Below are 20,428 nucleotides of genomic sequence, written 5' to 3'. Positions count from 1 at the left end.
CGCACGGCGCACGTAGGGTGCTCGGGTGACCCTCGTCCTGCTCGACCTTGACGGCACCTTGATGGACTCGGCGCCCGGCATCACCACGTCCGTGGCGCACGCATTCCGCACGCTCGGCCTGCCGGCGCCCGACGACCGGGCGCTGCGCTCGTTCGTCGGCCCGCCCATCACGACGTCGTTCCCGGCGCACGGCGTGCCGCCCGAGCGGCTCGCGGAGGCCATCCGCGTCTACCGCGAGGACTTCGCGGCGACGGGCATGTGGGACGCCACGGTGTTCGCCGGCGTCCCCGCGCAGCTCGCCCGCCTGCGCGAGGCGGGCTGCGCGCTGGTCGTCGCGACGTCCAAGCCCGAGGTCTTCGCCGTCCCGATCGTCGAGCGGTTCGGCCTCGCGCCGCTGGTCGACGGCGTCTTCGGCGCCCCGCTCGACGAGCAGGGCACCAAGGCCGACGTCATCGCCCGGGCGCTGGCCACGCTGGACCGTCGCGCGGGCGACGGCCCCCTGCTCGACGGCCCCGTGCTCATGGTCGGCGACCGTGAGCACGACGTCGTCGGCGCCCGCGAGCACGGCATCGACTGCCTCGGCGTGCGCTGGGGCTATGCGGCCGACGGCGAGCTGGAGGCCGCGGGGGCCGTCGCCGTGGTCGACGACGTCGCCGACCTGGCGGCGCGGGCGCTGAGCCTGCTCGGGCTCGGCGCGTAGCGGGGTTTCGACAGGCTCAACCACCGGGCTCCACCACCGGGCTCCACCACCGGCAGCGGGTTTCGACAGGCTCAACCACCGGACGCTGGTTGAGCCTGTCGAAACCCCGGCTACCTGGGCCTCACTTCAGGTGGGGCTCGACCTGCGAGGAGTAGATCTGCTCGAGCGTGCTCCTCAGGTCCGCCATCGTGTCCTTGACGGGCGCCTTCTGCGTCGCGATCGACTGGATCGCGGCGTTCATCGCCTGGTCACCGCCGGGCAGGAACACGCGCGCCCAGTCCTGCGAGCGGGTCTGGCCCGCCTGGTCGATGGCGACGCCGATGATGGGGGCGGCCTTGCGCAGCGCCGTCGTGTCCGCCGACGTGTCGACGGGGATGTACCCCGTGGCGGCCGAGAACTTCACGGTGTTCTCGGGGTTGGTGAGGAACGCGATGAACTCGGCGGCCGCGAGCTGGTTCTCGACCGGGATGCCCTTCGGGATGGCGACACCGGTGCCGCCCGTGGGGCTGACGCCCGTGGTCGCGGCAGGCCCGCCGGGCAGCGGCGCGGCGCCGAGCTCGAACGGGTTGCCCGCCGAGTCGAGCGTCTTCTGGATGCCCGCGAACGAGCCCGAGGACGCGATCGTCGCGGACGTGCCCCCCGCGGCGAGGTCGGCGCCCGCGTCCTTGGCGGCCTGGGCCGCCCACCCCTCCTTGTCGATCGAGTCCTGCAGGAACTGCAGCGCCTCGACCGACGCGTCGGAGTCCGCCGTGATGTCGAACGAGTCCTTGGCCGACCACGACCCGCCCCAGCCCCACAGCAGGTCCTGGGCGATCCAGCCCGCGTACCCGGCGATGTCGGGCCACTCGAACGCGGGCTTGCCGCCGTTGACGGCGGCCAGCTTCGGCGCCCACTCGGCGAACTCCTGCCAGGTCTGCGGGCCGCGGTCGGGAAGCCCCGCGGCCTCCCACTGCGCCTTGTTGTAGTAGAACAGCGGCGTCGAGCGGGCGAACGGCACGGCCCACTGCTCGCCGGCGTACTGGTAGTCGCCGTAGAAGACCGGCAGGTAGTCGTCGGTGTCGACCTCGGCCGCCTGGAGCGCGTCGCCCAGCGGGATGATCTGGTCGTTGAGGTAGTAGCGGAACCACCAGACGTCCGAGAGCGTGAGCACGTCGGGCAGGGAGCCGCCGGCCTGCGCGGCCTGGAACTTCTGGGCGACGTCCTCATAGTTCGCGGCGGGCACCAGCTCGACCTCGATGCCCGTCTGGGCCGTGAACGCGTCGATGATCTCCTGCGTCACGTCGCCCGAGCCGCCGGGGTTCGAGGACCAGAACGTGATCTTTTTCGCCGGGGTCACCCCGTCGAAGTCCGGGCCGCCCGCGGCCGCCGCGGGTGCGCCCGAGGCGTCGTCGGAGCCCGACGCCACGGACGGGCCCGAGCATGCGGTCAGCGCGAGCGAGGCGATCACGGCCGCGGCCGCGACGAGGGAGGGGCGAGGTCGCTTCATGGAGGTTCGTCCTTTCGGAGGGGTGGAGCCGAACAGGGGCGCGCTACCGCACCGCGCCCTGGGTCAGGCCGGCGACGATGTAGCGCTGGAGGAAGGCGAACAGGATCAGGACGGGCACGATGACCACGACGGCGCCGGCCATGAGCACGGGGTAGGCGCTGACGTCTCCCTCGCTGTTGCGCAGGAGGGTCAGGCCCACGGGGAGCGTCATCATGTGGGCCGAGTTCGTCACGACCAGCGGCCACAGGTAGTCGTTCCACTCGTTCACCACGGTCACGAGCGCGACGGTCGCGATCGTCGGCGTGGTGATCGGGACGATGACCCGGAACAGCCGGACCAGGTGCCCCGCGCCGTCCATCTCGGCGGCCTCGACGATCTCGGCCGGCAGGGAGAGGAACTGTTGGCGCATGAGGAACGTGCCGAACGCGGTGCCGAGGCCCGGCAGGATGATGCCCCAGTAGGTGTTGACTCCCCCGAGCGCCGCGATGAGCGTGTAGTTGGGGATGAGCGAGACCTGCGCGGGCACCATCAGCGCGACGAGGATGACCGCGAAGATGACCCGTTTGAGCGGGAACTGCACGAACACCAGGGCGTACGCCGTCGTGAGCGCGAGCAGCACCTTGATGGTCGAGCCGACGACGGTGACGATGGCCGAGTTCACGAACAGCTGCCGGAAGTCGATCTGGTCCGAGGCCCGCGTGTAGGCGTCGAGCGTCGGGTGCGACGGGAGCAGGATCAGGCGCTGCGTGACGACCTCGCCGGGCGTCTTGAGCGAGCCGATGACCATCCACACCAGCGGCAGCGCGACGATGAGCGTCGCGAGCACGAGGGGCAGGTAGCCGCCGACGACGTCGGACAGGAGGCGGCGGGCGCGCGTCGGGCGCGGGCCTGCGACGGTGAGCGCGCTCACGCGTAGTGCACCCGCCTTCCGAGGAACCGGACCTGCGCCACGGTGACCACGACGAGGATCGCGAACAGGATGGTCGCCAGGGCCGCCGAGTAGCCGCCGCGGTTGTACCCGCCAAAGGCCTGCAGGTAGACGTCGTACATGAGCGTCGTCGTGCCCGGGTTGAGCGGCGTCATGATCCGGATGAGGTCGAAGGCCTGAAGCGAGCTGAGGATCGTCGTGATCAGCAGGAAGAACGTCACGGGCGACAACAGCGGCAGGGTGATCCGCCAGAACCGGCGCGCCGCGCCCGCGCCGTCGAGCGCCGCGGCCTCCAGCACGTCGCCGGGCACCGACTGCAGGCCCGCGAGGTAGATGACCGCGCAGTAGCCCAGGTTCTTCCACACGAACACGAGGCAGACCATGGCGAGCGCGGGCCCCGGCTGCAGGAACCACTGCGGCATCGTGACGTGGAGCCTGCCCATCACGTTGGACAGCACACCGACCGTCGGGTCGAAGATGAACACCCACACGAGCCCGACGCCCACGCCTGAGAGCACGAAGGGCGCGAACACGGCGCTGCGCGCGAACGTCGTCCCGACCAGGCGGCGGTTGAGCACGAGCGCGAGCAGCAGGCCCAGCACCATCGACCCGCCCACCGTGAACACGGTGAACAGCAGCGTCGTCCACAGCACGCGCCCACCCTCGCCCGTGAGGAACTCGACGAAGTTGCGCAGCCCGACGAACCTCGCCGTCTGGTTGCCGAGCGTCCAGTCGAGCGTCGCGTACTGGAGGTTGAGCACGACGGGCCGCCAGCAGAACGCGACGATCAGCGCGACGTTCGGGCCGGCGAGCAGCAGGAACGCCCACAGGTCCTTTCTGCGGCGGGGGCTGTGCCACAGTGCCCGCAGGCCCGTGCGCCGCACGCTCGGGGCGTGCCGGCCCACGGCCCAGGGGGTCTCGACGCGCCCGGCGGTCGCAGTTCCTGACGCCATGTCCCCGACGCTAGGGACCGCGGATGACGTGGCGTGGCGTCAGGGCGACGCGCGGGTGAACACTCGACCAAGTTCTGACGGACGCGCAGGTGGCCGTCCTGCGAAGCCGCTCAGCGGTAGCGGTACAGCCGCACGCGCTGGACCGCGAACCGCCCCGGCTCCAGGCGCACGTGGCGGCCCTGGTGGGTCTGGTCGCCGTTGAGCCGCCGCAGCCGGCGCCACTCGCCGTCCGCGAAGCGCCCCTCCTCGCACGCGAGGATGCCGACGACGTCGCCGCCCGGCTCGACGGCGGCGAACGTCAGCGTCACGCCGAGGCCCGCGACGACGAGCTCGTCGGGGCCGGTGCGGATGACGATGGCCGCCGCGGGCAGCCGCGTGGTCCCCGCCGCCTGGCCCGACTCGTTGATGACGCCGTCGGCGAGCGACGGCGCGGGGACACGCTCGTAGGTCGCCTCCAGCACGAGGTCGTCGAGGCGCACGCGGTGCGGGGCGCGCAGGTCGTCCGCGGGCGGCAGCAGGCCCGTCATCGCCCCGTCGCCGGCGTGCGCGGTGATGAGCGGCGCCAGCTGCGCGACGACGTCGTACGCCCCGGCGAGCATCGTGCGCGCGGGCTCCTCGACCGACTCGACGCCGAACGGTGAGAACCCGAGCGCGCCGTGGCGCCCGAACGCGTACAGGGCGTTGGCGGCGGCGTCGGCGCTGCGCAGGGCCTCGGGCACGAACAGCGGGTTGCCGCTGGCGACGTACGCGTCGGCCCAGCGCGCGAAGTGGGGGAAGTAGATGTCGGGAGCGAGGAAGTCGAGCGTGGGGGCGCCCGCACGCCAGACGTCGGCCAGGTGCGGCAGCGGGCCTGCGCTCGGGTACTGCCCCGGCTGCGCCCCTGGACGGATGAGGGCGGCGTTGGTGTACATCGGCAGCGCGAGCTCGGCCTTGCCGGCCGCGGCGACGGCGTCGACGTACCGCGCGAACGCCCACGCCTGGAAGACCTCCTCGGTCGCCGGGCCCTGGCCGAACACCTCGGTCCACGTGCCCGACGTGCGCGCCCCGGCCGCCGTCCACCGCGTGAGCAGGTCCGTGCCGAGCGTGTCGCGGTGCGCGGCGAAGTGGTCGAGCAGCGCGGCGGGCACGGGCCCGGCGAACGCCTCGCCGGCCTGCGGCGCGTGGTCGCGCGCCTCGGGGATCATGCCGATCTCGTTCTCGACCTGGACCATCACGACGGTGTGCTCAGGGTCGACGTCACGCAGGCGGCGCATGAGCGCGGCGAACGCGCGCGCGTCGGCGTCACGGTTGGCGTCCGCGAACGGCGTCAGGATCTCCAGCGGCTCGCCACGCGCGCCGCGAGCCCGCGGGAACCGGGCGACGTCGGCCTTGACCCAGCCGGGCGCGTAGCACGACATCGAGTTCTTCCAGCTCCCGAACCACAGCAGCACCAGCCGCATGCCGTGCGCGCGGGCGTCCGCGAGCAGGTCGTCGAGCGTGGTCCAGTCGAACGCGCCCTCCGCGGGCTCGATCGCCTCCCACGTCACGGGCGCGACGACGGTGTTGAGGCCCATGGCCTTCAGCCCCGGCCAGAACGGGTCGAGGTAGGCGCGCTCGGCGCTGGAGTTGCCGAGCTCACCGCCCCGGATCAGGAACGGCGCGTCGTCGACCATCAGGAGCGTGGCGGAGCCCGAGCGCTCCAGGCGGGGCAGGGACGTCACGGCTGGTGATCCTACGCCGCCGCCGTGTCCCACCACCCCGACGGTTGAGCCCGCCGAAACCACCACCACCCCGGCGGTTGAGCCTGTCGAAACCAGCGGGGCGGGTTTCGACCGGCTCAACCACCGGGGTGGGTGGTCTGAATGGCGTGTCAGTCGGCGGCGGCCGAGAGCTCACCTGACGGCGGCAGGTCGCTGCCGCTCGAGCGGGCGACGTCGGTGCCCGACGGCGCGCCGACCGTGACGGGCTCCTTGCCGGCCGGCTTGGGCTCGCCGCGGAAGGTGAACTCCCCGAGGATGCCCTCGCCCTGGCCGTCGACGACGATCTTCTCGCCCGGCTTGAGGTCGCCGAACAGGATCTTCTCCGAGAGCGTGTCCTCGATCTCGCGCTGGATCGCCCGCTTGAGCGGACGCGCCCCGAGCACCGGGTCGTAGCCCTTCTCCGCGAGCAGGTTCTTGGCCGCGGAGGTGAGCTCGATGGCCATGTCCTTGTCGCGCAGGCGCCGGTCCAGCTTGGCGATCTCGAGGTCGACGATCTCGACGATCTCCTTCTGGGTCAGCTGCGGGAACACCACCACGTCATCGACGCGGTTGAGGAACTCGGGCCGGAAGTGCTGCTTGAGCTCCTCGTTGACCTTGGCCTTCATGCGCTCGTAGGAGGTCACCAGGTCGCCGCCGGCCTGGAAGCCGGTCTGGACGCCCTTGGCGATGTCCCGCGTGCCGAGGTTCGTGGTCATGATGATCACGGTGTTCTTGAAGTCCACCACGCGACCCTGCGAGTCGGTCAGGCGGCCGTCCTCAAGCACCTGCAGCAGCGAGTTGAAGATGTCGGCGTGGGCCTTCTCGACCTCGTCGAACAGCACGACCGAGAACGGACGGCGGCGCACCTTCTCGGTGAGCTGGCCACCCTCGTCGTACCCGACGTACCCGGGCGGGGAGCCGAACAGGCGCGAGACGGTGTGCTTCTCGCTGAACTCCGACATGTCGAGCTGGATGAGCGCGTCCTCGTCGCCGAACAGGAACTCGGCGAGCGCCTTGGCCAGCTCGGTCTTCCCGACGCCGGTGGGGCCGGCGAAGATGAACGAGCCACCGGGGCGCTTGGGGTCCTTGAGGCCCGCGCGCGTGCGGCGGATGGCCTGCGACAGCGCCTTGATCGCAGCCTCCTGGCCGACGACGCGCTTGTGCAGCTCCTCCTCCATGTGCAGCAGGCGGCTGGACTCCTCCTCGGTGAGCTTGACGACCGGGATGCCGGTCGACATGGCCAGCACCTCGGCGACGAGCTCCTCGTCGACCGTGGCGACCGTGTCGAGGTCGCCCGAGCGCCACGCCCGCTCACGGTCGGCGCGCTTGGCGGTGAGCTGCTTCTCCTTGTCGCGCAGGCCCGCGGCCTTCTCGAAGTCCTGCTCGTCGATCGCGGACTCCTTCTCGCGGCGCGCCTCGGCGATCTCCTCGTCGAGCACCTTGAGCTCGGGCGGGGCCGTCATGCGGCGGATGCGCAGGCGCGCGCCCGCCTCGTCGATCAGGTCGATCGCCTTGTCCGGCAGGAACCGGTCGTTGATGTACCGGTCGGCCAGCGTGGCGGCCGTGACCAGCGCGCCGTCCGTGATGGACACGCGGTGGTGCGCCTCGTACCGGTCGCGCAGGCCCTTGAGGATCTCGATGGCGTGCTGCAGCGACGGCTCGGCGACCTGGATGGGCTGGAAGCGCCGCTCCAGGGCCGGGTCCTTCTCGACGTACTTGCGGTACTCGTCGAGCGTGGTCGCGCCGATGGTCTGCAGCTCGCCGCGGGCCAGCATGGGCTTGAGGATCGAGGCGGCGTCGATCGCGCCCTCGGCGGCGCCCGCGCCCACCAGGGTGTGGATCTCGTCGATGAACAGGATGATGTCGCCGCGCGTGCGGATCTCCTTGAGCACCTTCTTCAGGCGCTCCTCGAAGTCACCGCGGTAGCGCGAGCCGGCCACCAGGGCGCCCAGGTCGAGCGTGTAGAGCTGCTTGTCCTTGAGCGTCTCGGGCACGTCCCCGCGCACGATGTCCTGCGCCAGGCCCTCGACGACGGCGGTCTTGCCGACGCCGGGCTCGCCGATCAGCACCGGGTTGTTCTTGGTGCGGCGGCTGAGCACCTGCATGACGCGCTCGATCTCCTTCGAGCGGCCGATGACCGGGTCGAGCTTGCCCTCGCGCGCGGCCTGCGTGAGGTTGCGGCCGAACTGGTCGAGCACGGCCGAGCCCGAGGGCTGGCCCTCCTGCGGGCCGCCGGCGGCGACCGGCTCCTTGCCCTGGTAGCCCGACAGCAGCTGGATGACCTGCTGGCGCACCTTGTTGAGGTCGGCGCCCATCTTGGTCAGCACCTGGGCGGCCACACCCTCACCCTCGCGGATGAGGCCGAGCAGGATGTGCTCGGTGCCGATGTAGTTGTGGCCCAGCTGCAGCGCCTCGCGCAGCGACAGCTCGAGCACCTTCTTGGCGCGGGGCGTGAACGGGATGTGCCCGCTCGGAGCCTGCTGGCCCTCACCGATGATCTCGGTCACCTGGGTGCGCACGCCGTCGAGCGAGATGCCCAACGACTCCAGAGCCTTGGCGGCGACTCCCTCACCCTCGTGGATGAGGCCGAGCAGGATGTGCTCGGTGCCGATGTAGTTGTGGTTGAGCATCCGCGCCTCTTCCTGGGCGAGGACGACCACCCGACGGGCACGGTCGGTAAAACGTTCGAACATGGGCTGCTCCTCACGCGGGCCTGCGACGACTCTATTGCCTCGCAACGGGGCGCCCCCCGAAGTTCTGCCCATGTTCGCCAGCGGCGTGATCACTGGTCCCCCGCGGCGCCGGCGAACACCCGACGCGCGCACGCCGGGCGACAGGCGGCGCGCTCAATGGACAACCTCCCGGACGCGGTGCAGTCTCGACAACAGGTGCCACCCAGGCACCCCAGGCGCGAGCCGAGGGGGTACCCCATGGAGGAACGACGGCAGTCAGGGCGGTCGTGGGAGCAGCTGGTCGCGCGCTTCGCGCGCTTCCCCGGGGTGGTCGCCGAGATCGACGACCCGCTGACCTGGGGACTCGACCTGGAGGAGGAGACCGTCACGGGCGACGAGCGCCCCGACGATCCCACCTCGCAGCGCTTCTTGCGCGCCTATCGCACCTTCGCGGGCGAGGCGCTCGAGGTCGAGACGCTGCACGACCCGTGCCCGATGGACGTCATCGACGACGTCGTGCGGGCCGCCGCCTCGGGCGCCCTCGCCGCGCCGTTGCACGCCGACCCCGACACCGACCAGGTCGCGCCCGACTTCGCCGAGGCGTTCGACGACTACCGCAGCGCGATGCGCGCCGTCGTCGAGGCCGTCGACGAGGTGCCGCTCATGCACGCCACCTACCTGGTGGGCGGGGCCGCGGCGCCCTGCTCGCGCGTGACGGTCCGCGGCGTCGCGGCGGTCTATGTCGCGGTGGGCGACCGCGCCGTCGTCATCGCCGGACCCGACGACCTCGTCGACCGCGTCGACATCGTCATGCGCCCCGTGCGCAGCCTGCTGCACCAGGCAGACGACGCCTGACCCCACGCTGTGAGCGACGCACCGTCGCGGACCTCTCCTGCGGCGCACGCCGCGGCCCCTATGCTGCCCGCAGGACGTCACCCCATCGGGGCGGCGCGCGATGACGGGAGGCCCTGGCGATGCACGGTGTCGTGGTCGGAGTGAGCGGATCGCCGGAGGCAGACGCCGCCCTCGACTGGGCGTTGGCCGAGGCGGCGTCCCGCAACGCGCCCCTGACCGCCGTCATGGCGTGGACCGGACCGCGCGGCGTGCAGCCCCACGAGTACCAGGACCTGCTCGAACGCCGCCGCGAGGACCTGCTCGCGCTGCTCGACGCCGCCACGCGCCGCACCGGGGTGAGCGTCGAGTCGGCCGCCCAGATCGCCGAGGGTGACCCCTCGGAGGCGCTGCTCGCCGCCGCGCAGGACGTCGACCTGCTGGTGCTCGGCCGACGGCGTCTGGGCCGGTTCGGCCGCCTGGTGCTCGGCTCGGTCTCGTCGGAGGTCGTCGAGCGGGCCGAGGCGCCCGTGACCGTGGTCCGCCCCCGACCGGTCGGTGACGAGGAGCAGGACGAGGAGCGGGCGAAGGGGCCCCGCGTCGTCGTCGGCGTCGACACCTCGGGCTCGTCGATGCTCGCGCTCCAACACGCGGCCGAGGTCGCCACCCGCACCGGGGCAGTGCTTGAGGCGGTCTTCGCATGGCAGATCACCACCCTGGCCCCACTGCCGGGCTCGTGGGGGTGGGCGCCTCCGCTCGATGAGTACGAGGGCTTCGCGAGCGACCGGCTCGACGACGCGATCGAGGCCTCCGGGATCACGCTGCCCCCCGAGCAGCTCATGCGCACCCTGGTCCACAAGTCCCCCGCCTCGGCCCTCATCGACGCGTCGCGTGAGGCCGACCGCGTCGTCGTCGGCGCCCGCGGCCTGGGCGGGTTCGACCGCCTGCTGCTCGGCTCGGTCAGCCGGCAGGTGCTGGAGTACGCGGCCTGTCCGGTCACCGTCGTGCGCTGAGGCCTGTCAGTTCGCGCCGTCGGACCGGTCAAAACCCGTCGATCGTCTGCACGCGCCGTTGGGTGCCCTGCGGCGTTCAGCGGGCGCGGGCAGACTGGCGCCATGCCGTCACCCGCCGGACTCCTGCTCACCCCGGGCGCCGGTGCCGGGCGCGACCACCACACGCTCGTCGCGGTCGAACAGGCACTGGCGCCGCTGCCCACAGAACGACTCGACTTCCCCTATCGGCTCGCCGGAAAGCGCGTGCCTGACCGGGCTCCCGTCGCCGTCGCGCACCTGCGGCACGAGTCGGCGCGCTTCGCCGCCGACCTCGGCACGGACAACGGGAGCCTGCTGTTGGGTGGGCGCTCGTACGGCGGGCGCATGTGCTCCATGGCGGTCGCCGAGGGCGTGCCGGCCGCGGGCCTGGTGCTGCTGAGCTACCCGCTGCACCCGCCCGCCCGCCCCGACAACCTGCGCGTCGAGCACTTCGAACGCATCACCGTGCCGGTGCTGTTCGTCTCGGGCGACGCCGACCCGTTCGCCACGCCGCAGGAGCTCGCTGAGCACACCACGGCCATCCCGGCGCCGGTCACGCACGTGACACTACCCGGCGCCCACGACATCAGGGGTGGGGACGCCGAGGTCGCCGCCGCGGTCGCCGCGTGGGTCCAGACGCTGGCCCACACCGAGTGACGGCGCCGCCTCGGCGCTACCTCCCGCCCGCGGGCTGGTCCGGGTACGTCGGCGGGTCCTTCTCCAGCTCGACGGCGATCTCGTGGCGGTTGGCCAGGATGTCGGCGCGCTGCTCGTCGCGTTGGCGCAGCGCGTCGGCCTGCTGCTCGGGCGTCAGGTGGTCCCAGTACAGGACGCCGTCCAGGTGCTGGGCCTCGTGGATGAAGCACCGCGCCAGATAGCCCGTGGCCTCAAGCTGCACCGGGGCGCCGTGCTGGTCGACGCCGCGGATCGTCGCCGCCCCCGGCCGCGCGAGCGGCGCGTACGCCCCCGGCACCGACAGGCAGCCCTCCTCCTCGGTCTCCGGCTCGACGTCGAGGTCCTGCTCGAGCACCGGGTTGACGACGGCGCCCACGTGACGGTCCCCGCGCTCGTCGGTCAGGTCGTAGACGAACACGCGCAGGTCGACGCCCACCTGCGGGGCGGCGAGGCCGACGCCCTCGGCGACGTCCATGGTCGCGAACATGTCGTCGATGAGCCGCGCGAGCTGCGGCGTCGAGAACTCCGTGACCGCCCGGGCCGGGGCGTGCAGCACCGGCTCGCCGATCTCGGTGATGCGCAGCGCGCGCCCACGCTGAGACTCGGGCGCGTATGCGGGGTAGTCGTCGACACGCTCACCCAGCAGGTAGGTGCCGGGACGACGGCGGCCGAAGATCCGAGGCATGCACCGAGGGTAGTGCGGGGCGTCGCCCGTCGGACGCGATGGCGCCCGATGTGAGCCAGGCGGGCGCTCGCGGCGCCGCCGTCGGGTGGGATGGGCCACATGTTCACCTCCTGGCTCTATGAGGGCTCGCAGGCCTCGACGGCGCAGGCGCACCGCGAGCGCCTGGAGTTCGCGCGCACGCTCGCCGCGTGGTCAGGCGCCGCGCTGGTGATGATGACCGGCCTGTTCCTGTGGTCGGCGCTCGCGCTGTTCCCGCTCGCCGAGACGCACGGCGCGGTCGCGGCCGCGATCCTCGCCATCAAGGCCGTGGCCGCCGTGGTCATCGCGCTCGACGCCGCCGCGCTGGTCGAGGCCCTTCACGGCTGGCGGCGCGAGGCGCGGGCGCTCGCGCGCCAGACCCCTTAGGGCCTCACAGCTCCCGTCGGGCTGCGGCGCCCGCGGTGGCGACGTCGGCGCGCAACCGCGGCAGCACGCCGAGCGTGCGCGTCGTGGCCAACCACACCACGACGGCGAACGGCACGATCACGACGGCGACCCAGCCGCGCAGGTGGGACGGCACCGCCTCGCGCACGGCCACAGCGCGCGGAGTCCCCCCGACGTCGGCGGGCAGCCACTCGGTCAGCAGTTTCGCGATGAGGGCCGTGGGCTCGAACGGGCCGGCCGAGGTCGCCACGAACAGCGCGACGATGGTCAGCGCCAGCGAGATCGGCCAGGCGAAGATGCGGGACTCGTCGTCGAGCACGTCGGCCGCCGCGCGCTCGGCCTCGACCACGAACCCCACCGCCAGGACCACGAGCAGCACGCCGAGCTGCGCGGCGAGCAGGTCCTCCAGGACCGAGGTCTCCAGGTCGCTCGCCCGACGGGTGGGCAGCCCGAAGGAGAGCGCCACCAGCCCTGCGATGAGCGAGACGAGCGTGAGCGTCGAGGTGAAGGTCGAGATGCGCTCGAACGACTGCCGGGCGGCGTGGCTCACGCTGCGCGAGGCCCGGCGCGGCGCCTCGCGGTACATCACGAGCACGAGGATCCCCGCGAGCAGGATCGCGACCAGCCAGGCGACCGCCGTCGCGCTGATCGCCGCGAGCGCCGCCGAGGCGAGCAGCGGGCCGAACACGGTCGCGTCGCGGTCGTCGGCCATCCGGATGCCGAGCAGCGGCACCAGCCCGAACAGGGCCATGAGCGTCAGGCGCACCAGGAGGGGTGAGGCGAACGCGCCGAGGTCGGCCGCGTCGACCTCGGGGTCGCGCGCGCGGATCGTCGCGACCTCGCGCCGCAGCGCCGCGCGCAGGTCACCGGTCCAGTGGTGGGCTCCGTCCGCCGCCATGCGCTGCCCCTCTCGGCGTCGCGACTCCTCCCGCCGGACCGCCGCGGCGATGCCGGCGTGCGGCCGGCGCGTCGCCGGTCGCCGTGACGGTACGCCCGTCGCGCGGTCGCCGCGACGTCAGCGGCCGCACAGGGCGCACACAGCCCACGGCGGGCTGCTGGCCTCCTGGGGCGACCGGCAACCCGCCGCTGCGAGCGAGGCGACGCTCAGGACGTGACGGAGTCCGTCGCGACGGGCTCGCTCGGCGCCGTGGCGCCCGTGCGCAGCGCCCGCAGGGTCACGAGCGCGGCGAGGGCCAGCAGACCCGCGAGGAAGAGGTAGCCGATGAGGTCCGACCCCGTGGCCTCCTTGAGGTACCCGACGGCGTACGGGCCGAGGAAACCGCCGAGGTTGCCCAGCGCGTTGATCAGACCCATCGAGAACGCCAGCACCTCGATCCGCAGGAACTCGGCCGGGATCGCCCAGAACGGACCGTATGGGGCGTAGATCGCCATCGCGGCCACGCACAGCAGCACGATGTTGGCGGCGGGAGTGTGGACGAACTGCCCGGCGACGAGCGCCCCGGCGCCGACCAGGAGCGGGACCGCGACCGCGAGGCGCCGGTCCTGGCGTGTGTCGCTCCAGCGGGAGACCATGATCATCGACCCCAGCGCCAGCCCGAACGGGATCGCCGTCAGCCATCCGACGAGCGTCGGCGACCCTCCGGTGAGCTCCTTGAGCACGGTCGGCAGCCACAGGCTGAACCCGTAGAAGCCGCTCATCCAGCAGAAGTAGATGAGAATGAGCAGCCAGACGCGCGAGTTCCTCAGGGCACGGCGGTAGCCGCCCTTCGGGTTGACGTAGGGCTTGGCGGCCTCGTCCTCGGCCAGCGCGGACTCGACGTGCGCGCGCTCGGCGGCCGAGACCCAACGCGCCTGCGCCGGGTTGTCGGACATCGCGAACCACCACACCACGGCCCAGACGAGCGGGGGCACGCCCTCGATCATGAGCACGGCGCGCCAGGAGAAGAAGTCGAGCAGGATGCCCGACAGCGGGGCCATGATGACCGACGAGATCGGCAGGCAGGCCATCCACAGGGCGTTGGCCCGCGCCCGCTCCTTGAGCGGGAACCAGCTTGCGAGCAGCACCAGGACCGCCGGCCACACGCCGCCCTCGAACACGCCGAGGAAGAACCGCGCGACGAGGAACTGGCCCCGGGTGTTGACCAGGCCGCAGGAGATCGCCGCCAGGCCCCACAGGATCATGAGGATCAGGACGGTCTTCTTCGCGCTCCACTTCTGCGCGAGCACGGCCCCCGGGATCTGCAGGACCATGTAGCCGACGAAGAAGATGCCGGTGACCAGGCCCTTGTCGGCCACCGAGAGGGTCATCCCGCCGTCCTGGTCGATGAACGGCAGGATGACGGCGACGTTGTTGCGGTCGAGGTAGGCGAGCATGTACATGATCGCGGCGACCGGGATGACATAGACCCAGCGCTTCTGAGGGATCGCCGCGGACGCGCCTGCGACAGGGTTCGACATGGTGGTGACCGTGCCTCTCTGTGAGCGACGGCGTCAGGGACGCGCGGCGTAGGTCTGGGCGATGCGGGCGTTGGCCGAGCTGAATCTCACGGCCGCCTTGAACGCGGAGACCATGGTCGCGGGGTTGGCCTTGCCGGTCCCGGCGATGTCGAACGCGGTGCCGTGGTCGACCGAGGTGCGCAGGATGGGCAGCCCGACGGTGACCGAGACCGTGCCGTCGAAGTCGTAGGTCTTCGTCGCGATGTGCCCCTGGTCGTGGTAGAGCGAGAGGATCGCGTCGAAGACGCCCTTGGTGCCGAGGTGGAAGACCGAGTCCGCCGGGATGGGGCCGGCGACGCGCGCGTCGGTGGCGGCGTTGACGCGCTCGATCGCGGGGGTGATCTCCTCGATCTCCTCACGCCCGAAGTGCCCGTTCTCTCCGCCGTGGGGGTTGAGCGCGGCGACGGCGAGGCGTGGCTCGTCGTAGCCGAAGACCCGTAGCGCCTCCAGCGCCCTCAGGAGTGAGCCCTCGATGAGGTCGGCCTTGATCGACTGGACCGCCCGCAGCAGCGACATGTGGCGCGTCGCGAAGAAGACGCACAGGTCGTCGACGACGAACATGGTGTCGGTCGCGGCGGCGCCCGTGAGGTCCTGCAGCATCTCGGTGTGGCCCAGGAACGTCGACCCGGTGGCCCAGATCGCCTCCTTGTTGATCGGCCCGGTGACGATGCCCGCGGTGCGTCCGGCGACGGCGTCCTCCACGGCGCGCTCGATGGCGGTGACCGCCGCCCGGCCCGCGAGCTCCTGCACCTTGCCGAGCTCGACGTCCGCGGCGTCGGCGACGACGCCGATGTCGACGACATCGACGACACGCGGGTCGCTCGACGCGTCCGCCGGATCCGCGACGGCGCGGATCTCGACGTCGAGGCCGAGGACGTCGGCGGCGCGGCGCAGGACCGAGGGGTCGGCGTACAGCACGCTGCGCGCGGCCGCGCGCAGCTCCGGCCGCGTCACGGTGGCGAGGCAGATCTCGGGGCCGATGCCGGCGGGGTCCCCGACGGTGATACCGAGGACGGGGGTGGAGGTGGTCATGGTCGTCACTCCTTCTCGAAGACGTCGACGAGCGGGACGCTCGACGCTTGCCGTGCTGCTTGCTGGAGGGCGGCGACGCAGAGAGTCGCCGAGTCGTCGTCGCCCACGAGCCCGCCCTTGGTCGCGAAGCCGGTGCCCGAGTGGGGCCCCCCGCTGATCGCGCCCATCACGGCCAGGGGCAGCACCTCATGGGTGATACGGAAGCCGCGGCCGCCGAGCGACTCCAGGACGGTCATCGCGACGTCGCCGCCCGTGGCGTAGACCCCGGCGGGCCGCAGCCTCGCCACGGCCCGGCGCGAGACCTCGGTGATCAGGTCGAGCGTGCTGCGCATCTCGCCCGACGACGGGGTGGTCTTGGGACCGCAGGTGCGCACGCCGATCACCCGGCCGCCCTGCGCGCGCAGCTCGACGAGCCGGTCGACGACGGCGTCGGGGTCGTCGCCGGGCGAGATGGCGATGAGCCGTGCGCCGAGCGCGCCCACCATGTGGCCGAGCTGCACGCCGGTCCGCTCGGTGAGGCTGCCGGCGACGACGAGCACGAGCGGCTCGGGGACGTGGGGCTGGGGGCGGCGCACGCCGCGGCGCGAGGCGAGCGCGACGCCGAAGGGTCCGCTGTCGACGACGAGCCACCGCTGCCCGGTGCTCGCGCTGACGCGGTCGGCCGCCTCCGCGATGGCGGCCAGGTCGTCGTCGGTCATCGCGTCGACGACGACGGCGTCCGCGGCGCCGGCGGCCTCGGCGAGCCGGAGGTCGAGGCCGCCGCTGACGTCGTCGAGCCCCACCTCCGCGACCGTGAGGTCGCACGCGTGGGCGAGCCGGCTCGCCACGCGCGAGTGCGGGACGGGCGTGAAGGGGTCTTTGGCGGCCCACGAGCGGTGCACGGGCACACCTGCCACGAGCTGGTGGCCGCCGACGGTCACACGCTCGGAGGCGGGGAAGGCGGGCACCACCAGCGCCGCGCAGCGCCCCGACGTGCTCGCGCGGAGTCCGGCGAGCGCCGCGGCGGTCTCGGCGCCGAGGTTGCCGCGCAACGTGGTGTCGACGCGCTTGACGACCTGGGCGCCCCAGTCTGCGGCGCGCTCGACGACCTCGCGCACGCGCCCGGCGGCGACGTCGCCGTCCTCGTGCCGTGTCTCGGAGTTGAACACGAGGACGTCGACGTCGTCGTGGATCTGCTCGGCGGCGGCGAGCGAGGTCACGGTCACGGCGCTCATGCCGACCTTGGCGTAGAGGGCTCCGGTGGCGTTCGACCCAGTCAGGTCGTCGCCGATCACAAGGACGTCGGCCATGTCTGTCTCCTTCGACAACGGGGGCGGTGACGCGGAAGAACCCTCGCATTAGTTGCCGATTCTAGTCAACTCCAGGCTTGAACTTGCGCATGTTGCGCATCTATCCGACGCTTGCTCGCGGACCTCCGCGGAGGCGGAGCGAGTTCATGGCAAGGTGAGCGCGACCGCAAGACCGCCACAACACGGACGGGAGGACCGACGATGACAGCGCCCGATCGCACACCCCGCGCGGCGACCCGCGCACGCCGCCGGACGCTCCTGGCGCACCTGTCGCCGACCGACCCCGTCGAGATCCCGGCGCTCGCCGAGCGGCTCGGCATCAGCGAGTCGACGGTGCGCCGCGACCTGGCCGGGCTCGAGAGGGACGGGCAGGTGCTGCGCGTGCTCGGCGGCGCCGTCGCGAAGGGCGGCGACCCCTCCTGGCGGCAGAAGGAGCGCACCAACGCCGAGGCCAAACGACGGATCGCGGTCCGCGCGGGAGAGCTGGTGGCGCCGGGCAGCGTCGTCCTGCTCGACGCCGGGACGTCCGTCGCCGCGGTCGCCCAGGTGCTGGCGGCCCGCGCGGGGCTCACCCTGGCGACCTTCGGCCTGCCGAGCCTCGAGAACGCCGCCGACGGCGCGGCCGACGTCCTGGTCATCGGCGGGCGCCTGCACCAGCGAGGCGGGCGGTTCGTCGGCGCGTGGACCCACCTGCTCCTGGACTCCCTGTCGCCGGACATCGCGTTCGTCGGCGCCGACATGTTCGACGTCGCACGCGGGATCAACTGCCCGGACGCCGAGCTGGCCGGGCTCAAGAGCCGCGCCATCGAGGTCTCCGACCAGGTGTGGGTCCTGCTCGACCGCTCGAAGCTCACCGCCCCGCGGCGCCACCGCTTCTGGGCGCCCACTCCGCAGACGCTCGGTCTGATCGTCGAGTCGCCCGTGACCGAGCCGGAGCGGCAGGCCGTCGACGCCTTCCGCGCGGCCGGGCACACCGTCGTCGTGGCCTGACCCGGGTTGGCGGCGCGCACCCGCACGCCGCCCCGGGTCGAGCCCGCGGGCCTCTCGCCGCCGATCCCCGCCACTCGATCCGTGCCCGTCTGCCGACCTGTCCGCTCTCAACCACTCCGACACGGGTGAGCGCCCCGCGATGTCGGCTCTGACGAATCTCTCCAAATCACGGGCGTATCCGCGGTTGTTGTCGCTGGCCAGCGGAGGTTGGCTGAGGCGCCCTCGGCGAACTCCAAGAACCGCTCCTCGGCCTCGCTCTCGGTGGCGGCCCGGTAGTCGAGCGTGAGGGCCCGGCTCGCGCCGAGACCCACGCCACCCGTCAGCCGGCTGACCGACGCAGCCCGGCGAGTGCCGCGTCGAGGATCGGCTGACGGTACTCGGTCGTGCCGGGGATCTTCGCGATAGCGACCACCAGGTCGAGGACCTGCCCGAGCTCGATCCCGGCGGCGATCTGGCCGGCGGCCTGCGCACCCGAGAGCAGGGGCTGGCCGGCAGTGAGCATCCGGCCGCGGGTGTCGAAGATCGGATTGGTCCGATCGGTGTCCTCCACCAGGGCGATGACCACCGGCCGCTTCTCGGTCACATACCGGAAGAACCGTCGCAGCCAGTCCTCCAGCCGGCCGGCGGGGCTGTCACCCTCTGCGGTCTCGGCGGCCGCGCAGACCTCGTCGACCTCCCCGGCCAGCAGCGCCTCCAGCAGTTCGCGGCGGGTCGCGAAGTTGCGGTACAGCGTGGCGGACCCCACCCCGGCGCGGCGTGCCACCTCGACCATCGAGACCTCTGCATCAGCCTCGGCGAACGCCTCACGGGCGGCGTCGAGAATCCGTTCCCGGTTGCGGGCGGCATCGGCTCGCTTGGCGGCCGGATGGTCAGGCATGAGCGCGTCCTTTGCTAAGTGGGCAGGCTGTCCGTATTATGTGAACACCCACTCCGTTTCTTTCGGAGACTCTACCCACCTGGTCCGAGGAATGCCATGAGCCACGCAACCGCACTCACGCCCGCCCCTCCAATCGGCACGACCGGCCAGCCCCTCCGCCGCTGGCTGGTGCTGGCGATCTGCTGCCTGAGCGTTGGGGTCACGGGCATCAACCTCAGCATCGTCAACGTCGCCCTCCCCTCCATCGGGCGGGAGCTGCACGCCGAGGTCACCAGCCTGCAATGGGTCGCCTCCACCTACTCGCTGGTCATGGCCTGCCTTCTGATGCTCTCCGGGTCGATGGCCGACCGCGTCGGCCGCAAGCGCATCTTCCAGACCGGCCTGGTGCTGTTCGCCGCCGGCTCCCTGCTGTGCGGCCTCGCGCCCAGCGTGGGATGGCTGATCGGCTTCGTCGCCATCCAGGCCGTCGGCGGCTCGATGCTCAACCCGGTCGCCATGTCCATCATCGCGGGGGTGTTCACCGACCGCGCCGAACGAGCCAAGGCCATCGGCGTGTGGGGGTCCGTCATCGGCATCACCATCGCCGTCGGCCCGGTCCTGGGCGGCCTGCTTGTCGACGGCATCGGCTGGCGCTCCGTGTTCTGGATCAGCGTCCCCATCGCCGCCCTCGCCCTGATCCTCACCGGCGTCTTCGTCCCCGAGTCCAAGGCCGCCCGCGCCCGCCGCTTCGACCTGCCCGGACAGGTCCTCATCGTCGTGCTGTTCGCCTCCGTCATCGCCGCGACGATCGAGGGACCCCGCCGCGGCTGGGGCGACGGCTGGATCATCGCCCTGGTCGTCCTCACCGCCCTCGCGCTGGCCGCGATCCTTCTGGTCGAGCCGCGCCGCCGCGAGCCGCTGATCGAGCTGCGCTTCTTCCGCAGCCCGCCCTTCTCCGGCGCGAACGCCATCTCCCTCCTGATGACCGCGAGCCTCGCCGGCCTGCTGTTCCTCAGCACCCTCTACCTCCAAGACGCCCGGCACTTCACGCCCATGCAGGCCGGACTCACGATCATCCCGCTCGCCGCCGCCCAAGCCATCGCCGCCAACGTCTCCGGCCGACTCGTCGCCACTCATCAGGACCGGCTCGCCCTCGCCCTCGGTGGCGGCCTGATCACCCTCGGATCCTTCGGGCTCGTCTTCCTGACTGTGGACACCACCATCGTCTCCGTGCTGGCCGCCTACGCCGCCTTCGGGTTCGGTGTGGGCCTCATCGGCCCGCCCGTCAGTCACACCGCCATCTCCGGCCTGCCCGCCGACCAGACCGGCGTCGCCGGCGCCATCGCCGCCAGCGCCCGGCAGTTCGGCTCCGCCATCGGCGTCGCCGTCACCGGATCCCTCGTCGCCACCACCGGAGCAGGCTTCATCGAATCCAGCCACACCGCCTGGGCCGTCCTGCCCGTGGCCGGCCTCGCCGCGCTTGCCCTCGCACTGGTCTCCACCAGCCGATGGGCCAAGAACACCGCCGCCCGCAACGGCGAACACCTCGCCGCCGAGCACAGGTGAGATGGATGTCGGCGTGATCCCCGTCGCGGCGATCGGAACCTGCCGATGCTGCGCGCGGTGTTCCACGCCGTGAAACTGGTGCACGTCATGGACGGCGCCGCTCGCGTCGAAACCGCGCGAGGTGCGCGGGCGCTGA

The 20,428-nt window shown here is 72.2% G+C and carries 18 protein-coding genes; 7 read left to right on the top strand and 11 right to left on the bottom strand.

What is annotated here, in order from left to right; all coding sequences use genetic code 11:
• The first annotated feature begins 25 nt into the window (after nt 1–25).
• Entirely contained in the window at nt 26–700 is a 675-nt protein-coding gene (locus EV386_RS16565) for an HAD hydrolase-like protein (RefSeq protein WP_130416390.1), read from the top strand.
• A gap of 121 nt (nt 701–821) precedes the next feature.
• Here EV386_RS16565 and EV386_RS16560 read toward each other — a convergent pair whose 3' ends face one another.
• The 5 genes from EV386_RS16560 to EV386_RS16540 form a co-directional block, all read right to left on the bottom strand.
• A complete protein-coding gene (locus EV386_RS16560) occupies nt 822–2,186 on the bottom strand; it encodes an ABC transporter substrate-binding protein (RefSeq protein WP_130416389.1) in 1,365 nt (454 codons plus the stop codon).
• 43 nt (nt 2,187–2,229) lie between these two features.
• Nucleotides 2,230–3,096 carry a carbohydrate ABC transporter permease gene (locus EV386_RS16555; protein ID WP_242608021.1) on the bottom strand — a complete coding sequence of 289 codons (867 nt, stop codon included), beginning with the start codon at nt 3,094–3,096 and terminating at the stop codon, nt 2,230–2,232.
• On the bottom strand, nt 3,093–4,067 hold the full coding sequence (locus tag EV386_RS16550; protein WP_130416388.1) for a carbohydrate ABC transporter permease: 975 nt from the start codon (nt 4,065–4,067) through the stop codon (nt 3,093–3,095). Before EV386_RS16550 ends, EV386_RS16555 begins: the two co-directional genes overlap by 4 nt.
• A gap of 110 nt (nt 4,068–4,177) precedes the next feature.
• Complete coding sequence (locus EV386_RS16545) at nt 4,178–5,767, bottom strand: GH35 family beta-galactosidase (protein WP_130416387.1); 1,590 nt, start codon at nt 5,765–5,767, stop codon at nt 4,178–4,180.
• A 149-nt stretch (nt 5,768–5,916) separates the two neighbouring features.
• Nucleotides 5,917–8,478, bottom strand: coding sequence for an ATP-dependent Clp protease ATP-binding subunit (locus EV386_RS16540; protein WP_130416386.1), 2,562 nt, complete (start codon nt 8,476–8,478; stop codon nt 5,917–5,919).
• Between the two features lie 237 nt (nt 8,479–8,715).
• On the opposite strand from EV386_RS16540, the gene EV386_RS16535 reads away from it, so the two are divergent.
• The 3 genes from EV386_RS16535 to EV386_RS16525 all read left to right on the top strand — a co-directional run bounded on the left by EV386_RS16535 (nt 8,716) and on the right by EV386_RS16525 (nt 10,976).
• Entirely contained in the window at nt 8,716–9,312 is a 597-nt protein-coding gene (locus tag EV386_RS16535; RefSeq protein ID WP_130416385.1) for a hypothetical protein, read from the top strand.
• Between the two features lie 140 nt (nt 9,313–9,452).
• Nucleotides 9,453–10,301: a universal stress protein gene (locus EV386_RS16530; protein WP_242608020.1), complete on the top strand. Its 849-nt coding sequence runs from the start codon at nt 9,453–9,455 to the stop codon at nt 10,299–10,301.
• Nucleotides 10,302–10,403: 102 nt separating this feature from the next.
• On the top strand, nt 10,404–10,976 hold the full coding sequence (locus EV386_RS16525; protein WP_130416383.1) for an alpha/beta hydrolase family protein: 573 nt from the start codon (nt 10,404–10,406) through the stop codon (nt 10,974–10,976).
• 16 nt (nt 10,977–10,992) lie between these two features.
• On the opposite strand, the gene def is transcribed toward EV386_RS16525, so the two are convergent.
• A complete protein-coding gene (gene def / locus EV386_RS16520; RefSeq protein ID WP_130416382.1) occupies nt 10,993–11,679 on the bottom strand; it encodes a peptide deformylase in 687 nt (228 codons plus the stop codon).
• 99 nt (nt 11,680–11,778) lie between these two features.
• On the opposite strand from def, the gene EV386_RS16515 reads away from it, so the two are divergent.
• Nucleotides 11,779–12,084, top strand: coding sequence for a hypothetical protein (locus EV386_RS16515; protein ID WP_130416381.1), 306 nt, complete (start codon nt 11,779–11,781; stop codon nt 12,082–12,084).
• A 4-nt stretch (nt 12,085–12,088) separates the two neighbouring features.
• On the opposite strand, the gene EV386_RS16510 is transcribed toward EV386_RS16515, so the two are convergent.
• The 4 genes from EV386_RS16510 to EV386_RS16495 form a co-directional block, all read right to left on the bottom strand.
• Nucleotides 12,089–13,000 carry a hypothetical protein gene (locus EV386_RS16510; protein ID WP_130416380.1) on the bottom strand — a complete coding sequence of 304 codons (912 nt, stop codon included), beginning with the start codon at nt 12,998–13,000 and terminating at the stop codon, nt 12,089–12,091.
• A 206-nt stretch (nt 13,001–13,206) separates the two neighbouring features.
• On the bottom strand, nt 13,207–14,520 hold the full coding sequence (locus EV386_RS16505) for an MFS transporter (RefSeq protein WP_130416379.1): 1,314 nt from the start codon (nt 14,518–14,520) through the stop codon (nt 13,207–13,209).
• A gap of 33 nt (nt 14,521–14,553) precedes the next feature.
• Nucleotides 14,554–15,591 (bottom strand): 4-hydroxythreonine-4-phosphate dehydrogenase PdxA, encoded by a 1,038-nt coding sequence (gene pdxA, locus EV386_RS16500; protein ID WP_130416378.1) that lies wholly within the window; start codon nt 15,589–15,591, stop codon nt 14,554–14,556.
• Between the two features lie 5 nt (nt 15,592–15,596).
• Nucleotides 15,597–16,880, bottom strand: coding sequence for a four-carbon acid sugar kinase family protein (locus EV386_RS16495; protein ID WP_130416377.1), 1,284 nt, complete (start codon nt 16,878–16,880; stop codon nt 15,597–15,599).
• A 201-nt stretch (nt 16,881–17,081) separates the two neighbouring features.
• On the opposite strand from EV386_RS16495, the gene EV386_RS16490 reads away from it, so the two are divergent.
• On the top strand, nt 17,082–17,870 hold the full coding sequence (locus EV386_RS16490) for a DeoR/GlpR family DNA-binding transcription regulator (RefSeq protein WP_130416376.1): 789 nt from the start codon (nt 17,082–17,084) through the stop codon (nt 17,868–17,870).
• Nucleotides 17,871–18,189: 319 nt separating this feature from the next.
• On the opposite strand, the gene EV386_RS16485 is transcribed toward EV386_RS16490, so the two are convergent.
• Nucleotides 18,190–18,747: a TetR/AcrR family transcriptional regulator gene (locus tag EV386_RS16485; protein ID WP_130416375.1), complete on the bottom strand. Its 558-nt coding sequence runs from the start codon at nt 18,745–18,747 to the stop codon at nt 18,190–18,192.
• A gap of 96 nt (nt 18,748–18,843) precedes the next feature.
• Here EV386_RS16485 and EV386_RS16480 point away from each other — a divergent pair, with 96 nt between their 5' ends.
• Nucleotides 18,844–20,292: an MFS transporter gene (locus EV386_RS16480; protein ID WP_130416374.1), complete on the top strand. Its 1,449-nt coding sequence runs from the start codon at nt 18,844–18,846 to the stop codon at nt 20,290–20,292.
• The last annotated feature ends 136 nt before the right edge of the window (nt 20,293–20,428 follow it).

The organism is Xylanimonas ulmi, assembly GCF_004216535.1.
GTDB lineage: Bacteria > Actinomycetota > Actinomycetes > Actinomycetales > Cellulomonadaceae > Xylanimonas > Xylanimonas ulmi.
This window is presented reverse-complemented; position numbering and strand designations above follow the sequence as displayed.

What these genes read in the sequence shown, in the direction of transcription:
- EV386_RS16560 (WP_130416389.1), bottom strand. Translation starts at nt 2,186, where the DNA reads ATGAAGCGACCTCGCCCCTCCCTCGTCGCGGCCGCGGCCGTGATCGCC.
- EV386_RS16550 (WP_130416388.1), bottom strand. Translation starts at nt 4,067, where the DNA reads ATGGCGTCAGGAACTGCGACCGCCGGGCGCGTCGAGACCCCCTGGGCC.
- EV386_RS16540 (WP_130416386.1), bottom strand. Translation starts at nt 8,478, where the DNA reads ATGTTCGAACGTTTTACCGACCGTGCCCGTCGGGTGGTCGTCCTCGCC.
- EV386_RS16535 (WP_130416385.1), top strand. Translation starts at nt 8,716, where the DNA reads ATGGAGGAACGACGGCAGTCAGGGCGGTCGTGGGAGCAGCTGGTCGCG.
- EV386_RS16525 (WP_130416383.1), top strand. Translation starts at nt 10,404, where the DNA reads ATGCCGTCACCCGCCGGACTCCTGCTCACCCCGGGCGCCGGTGCCGGG.
- def (WP_130416382.1), bottom strand. Translation starts at nt 11,679, where the DNA reads ATGCCTCGGATCTTCGGCCGCCGTCGTCCCGGCACCTACCTGCTGGGT.
- EV386_RS16515 (WP_130416381.1), top strand. Translation starts at nt 11,779, where the DNA reads ATGTTCACCTCCTGGCTCTATGAGGGCTCGCAGGCCTCGACGGCGCAG.
- EV386_RS16510 (WP_130416380.1), bottom strand. Translation starts at nt 13,000, where the DNA reads ATGGCGGCGGACGGAGCCCACCACTGGACCGGTGACCTGCGCGCGGCG.
- EV386_RS16505 (WP_130416379.1), bottom strand. Translation starts at nt 14,520, where the DNA reads ATGTCGAACCCTGTCGCAGGCGCGTCCGCGGCGATCCCTCAGAAGCGC.
- pdxA (WP_130416378.1), bottom strand. Translation starts at nt 15,591, where the DNA reads ATGACCACCTCCACCCCCGTCCTCGGTATCACCGTCGGGGACCCCGCC.
- EV386_RS16495 (WP_130416377.1), bottom strand. Translation starts at nt 16,880, where the DNA reads ATGGCCGACGTCCTTGTGATCGGCGACGACCTGACTGGGTCGAACGCC.
- EV386_RS16490 (WP_130416376.1), top strand. Translation starts at nt 17,082, where the DNA reads ATGACAGCGCCCGATCGCACACCCCGCGCGGCGACCCGCGCACGCCGC.
- EV386_RS16485 (WP_130416375.1), bottom strand. Translation starts at nt 18,747, where the DNA reads ATGCCTGACCATCCGGCCGCCAAGCGAGCCGATGCCGCCCGCAACCGG.
- EV386_RS16480 (WP_130416374.1), top strand. Translation starts at nt 18,844, where the DNA reads ATGAGCCACGCAACCGCACTCACGCCCGCCCCTCCAATCGGCACGACC.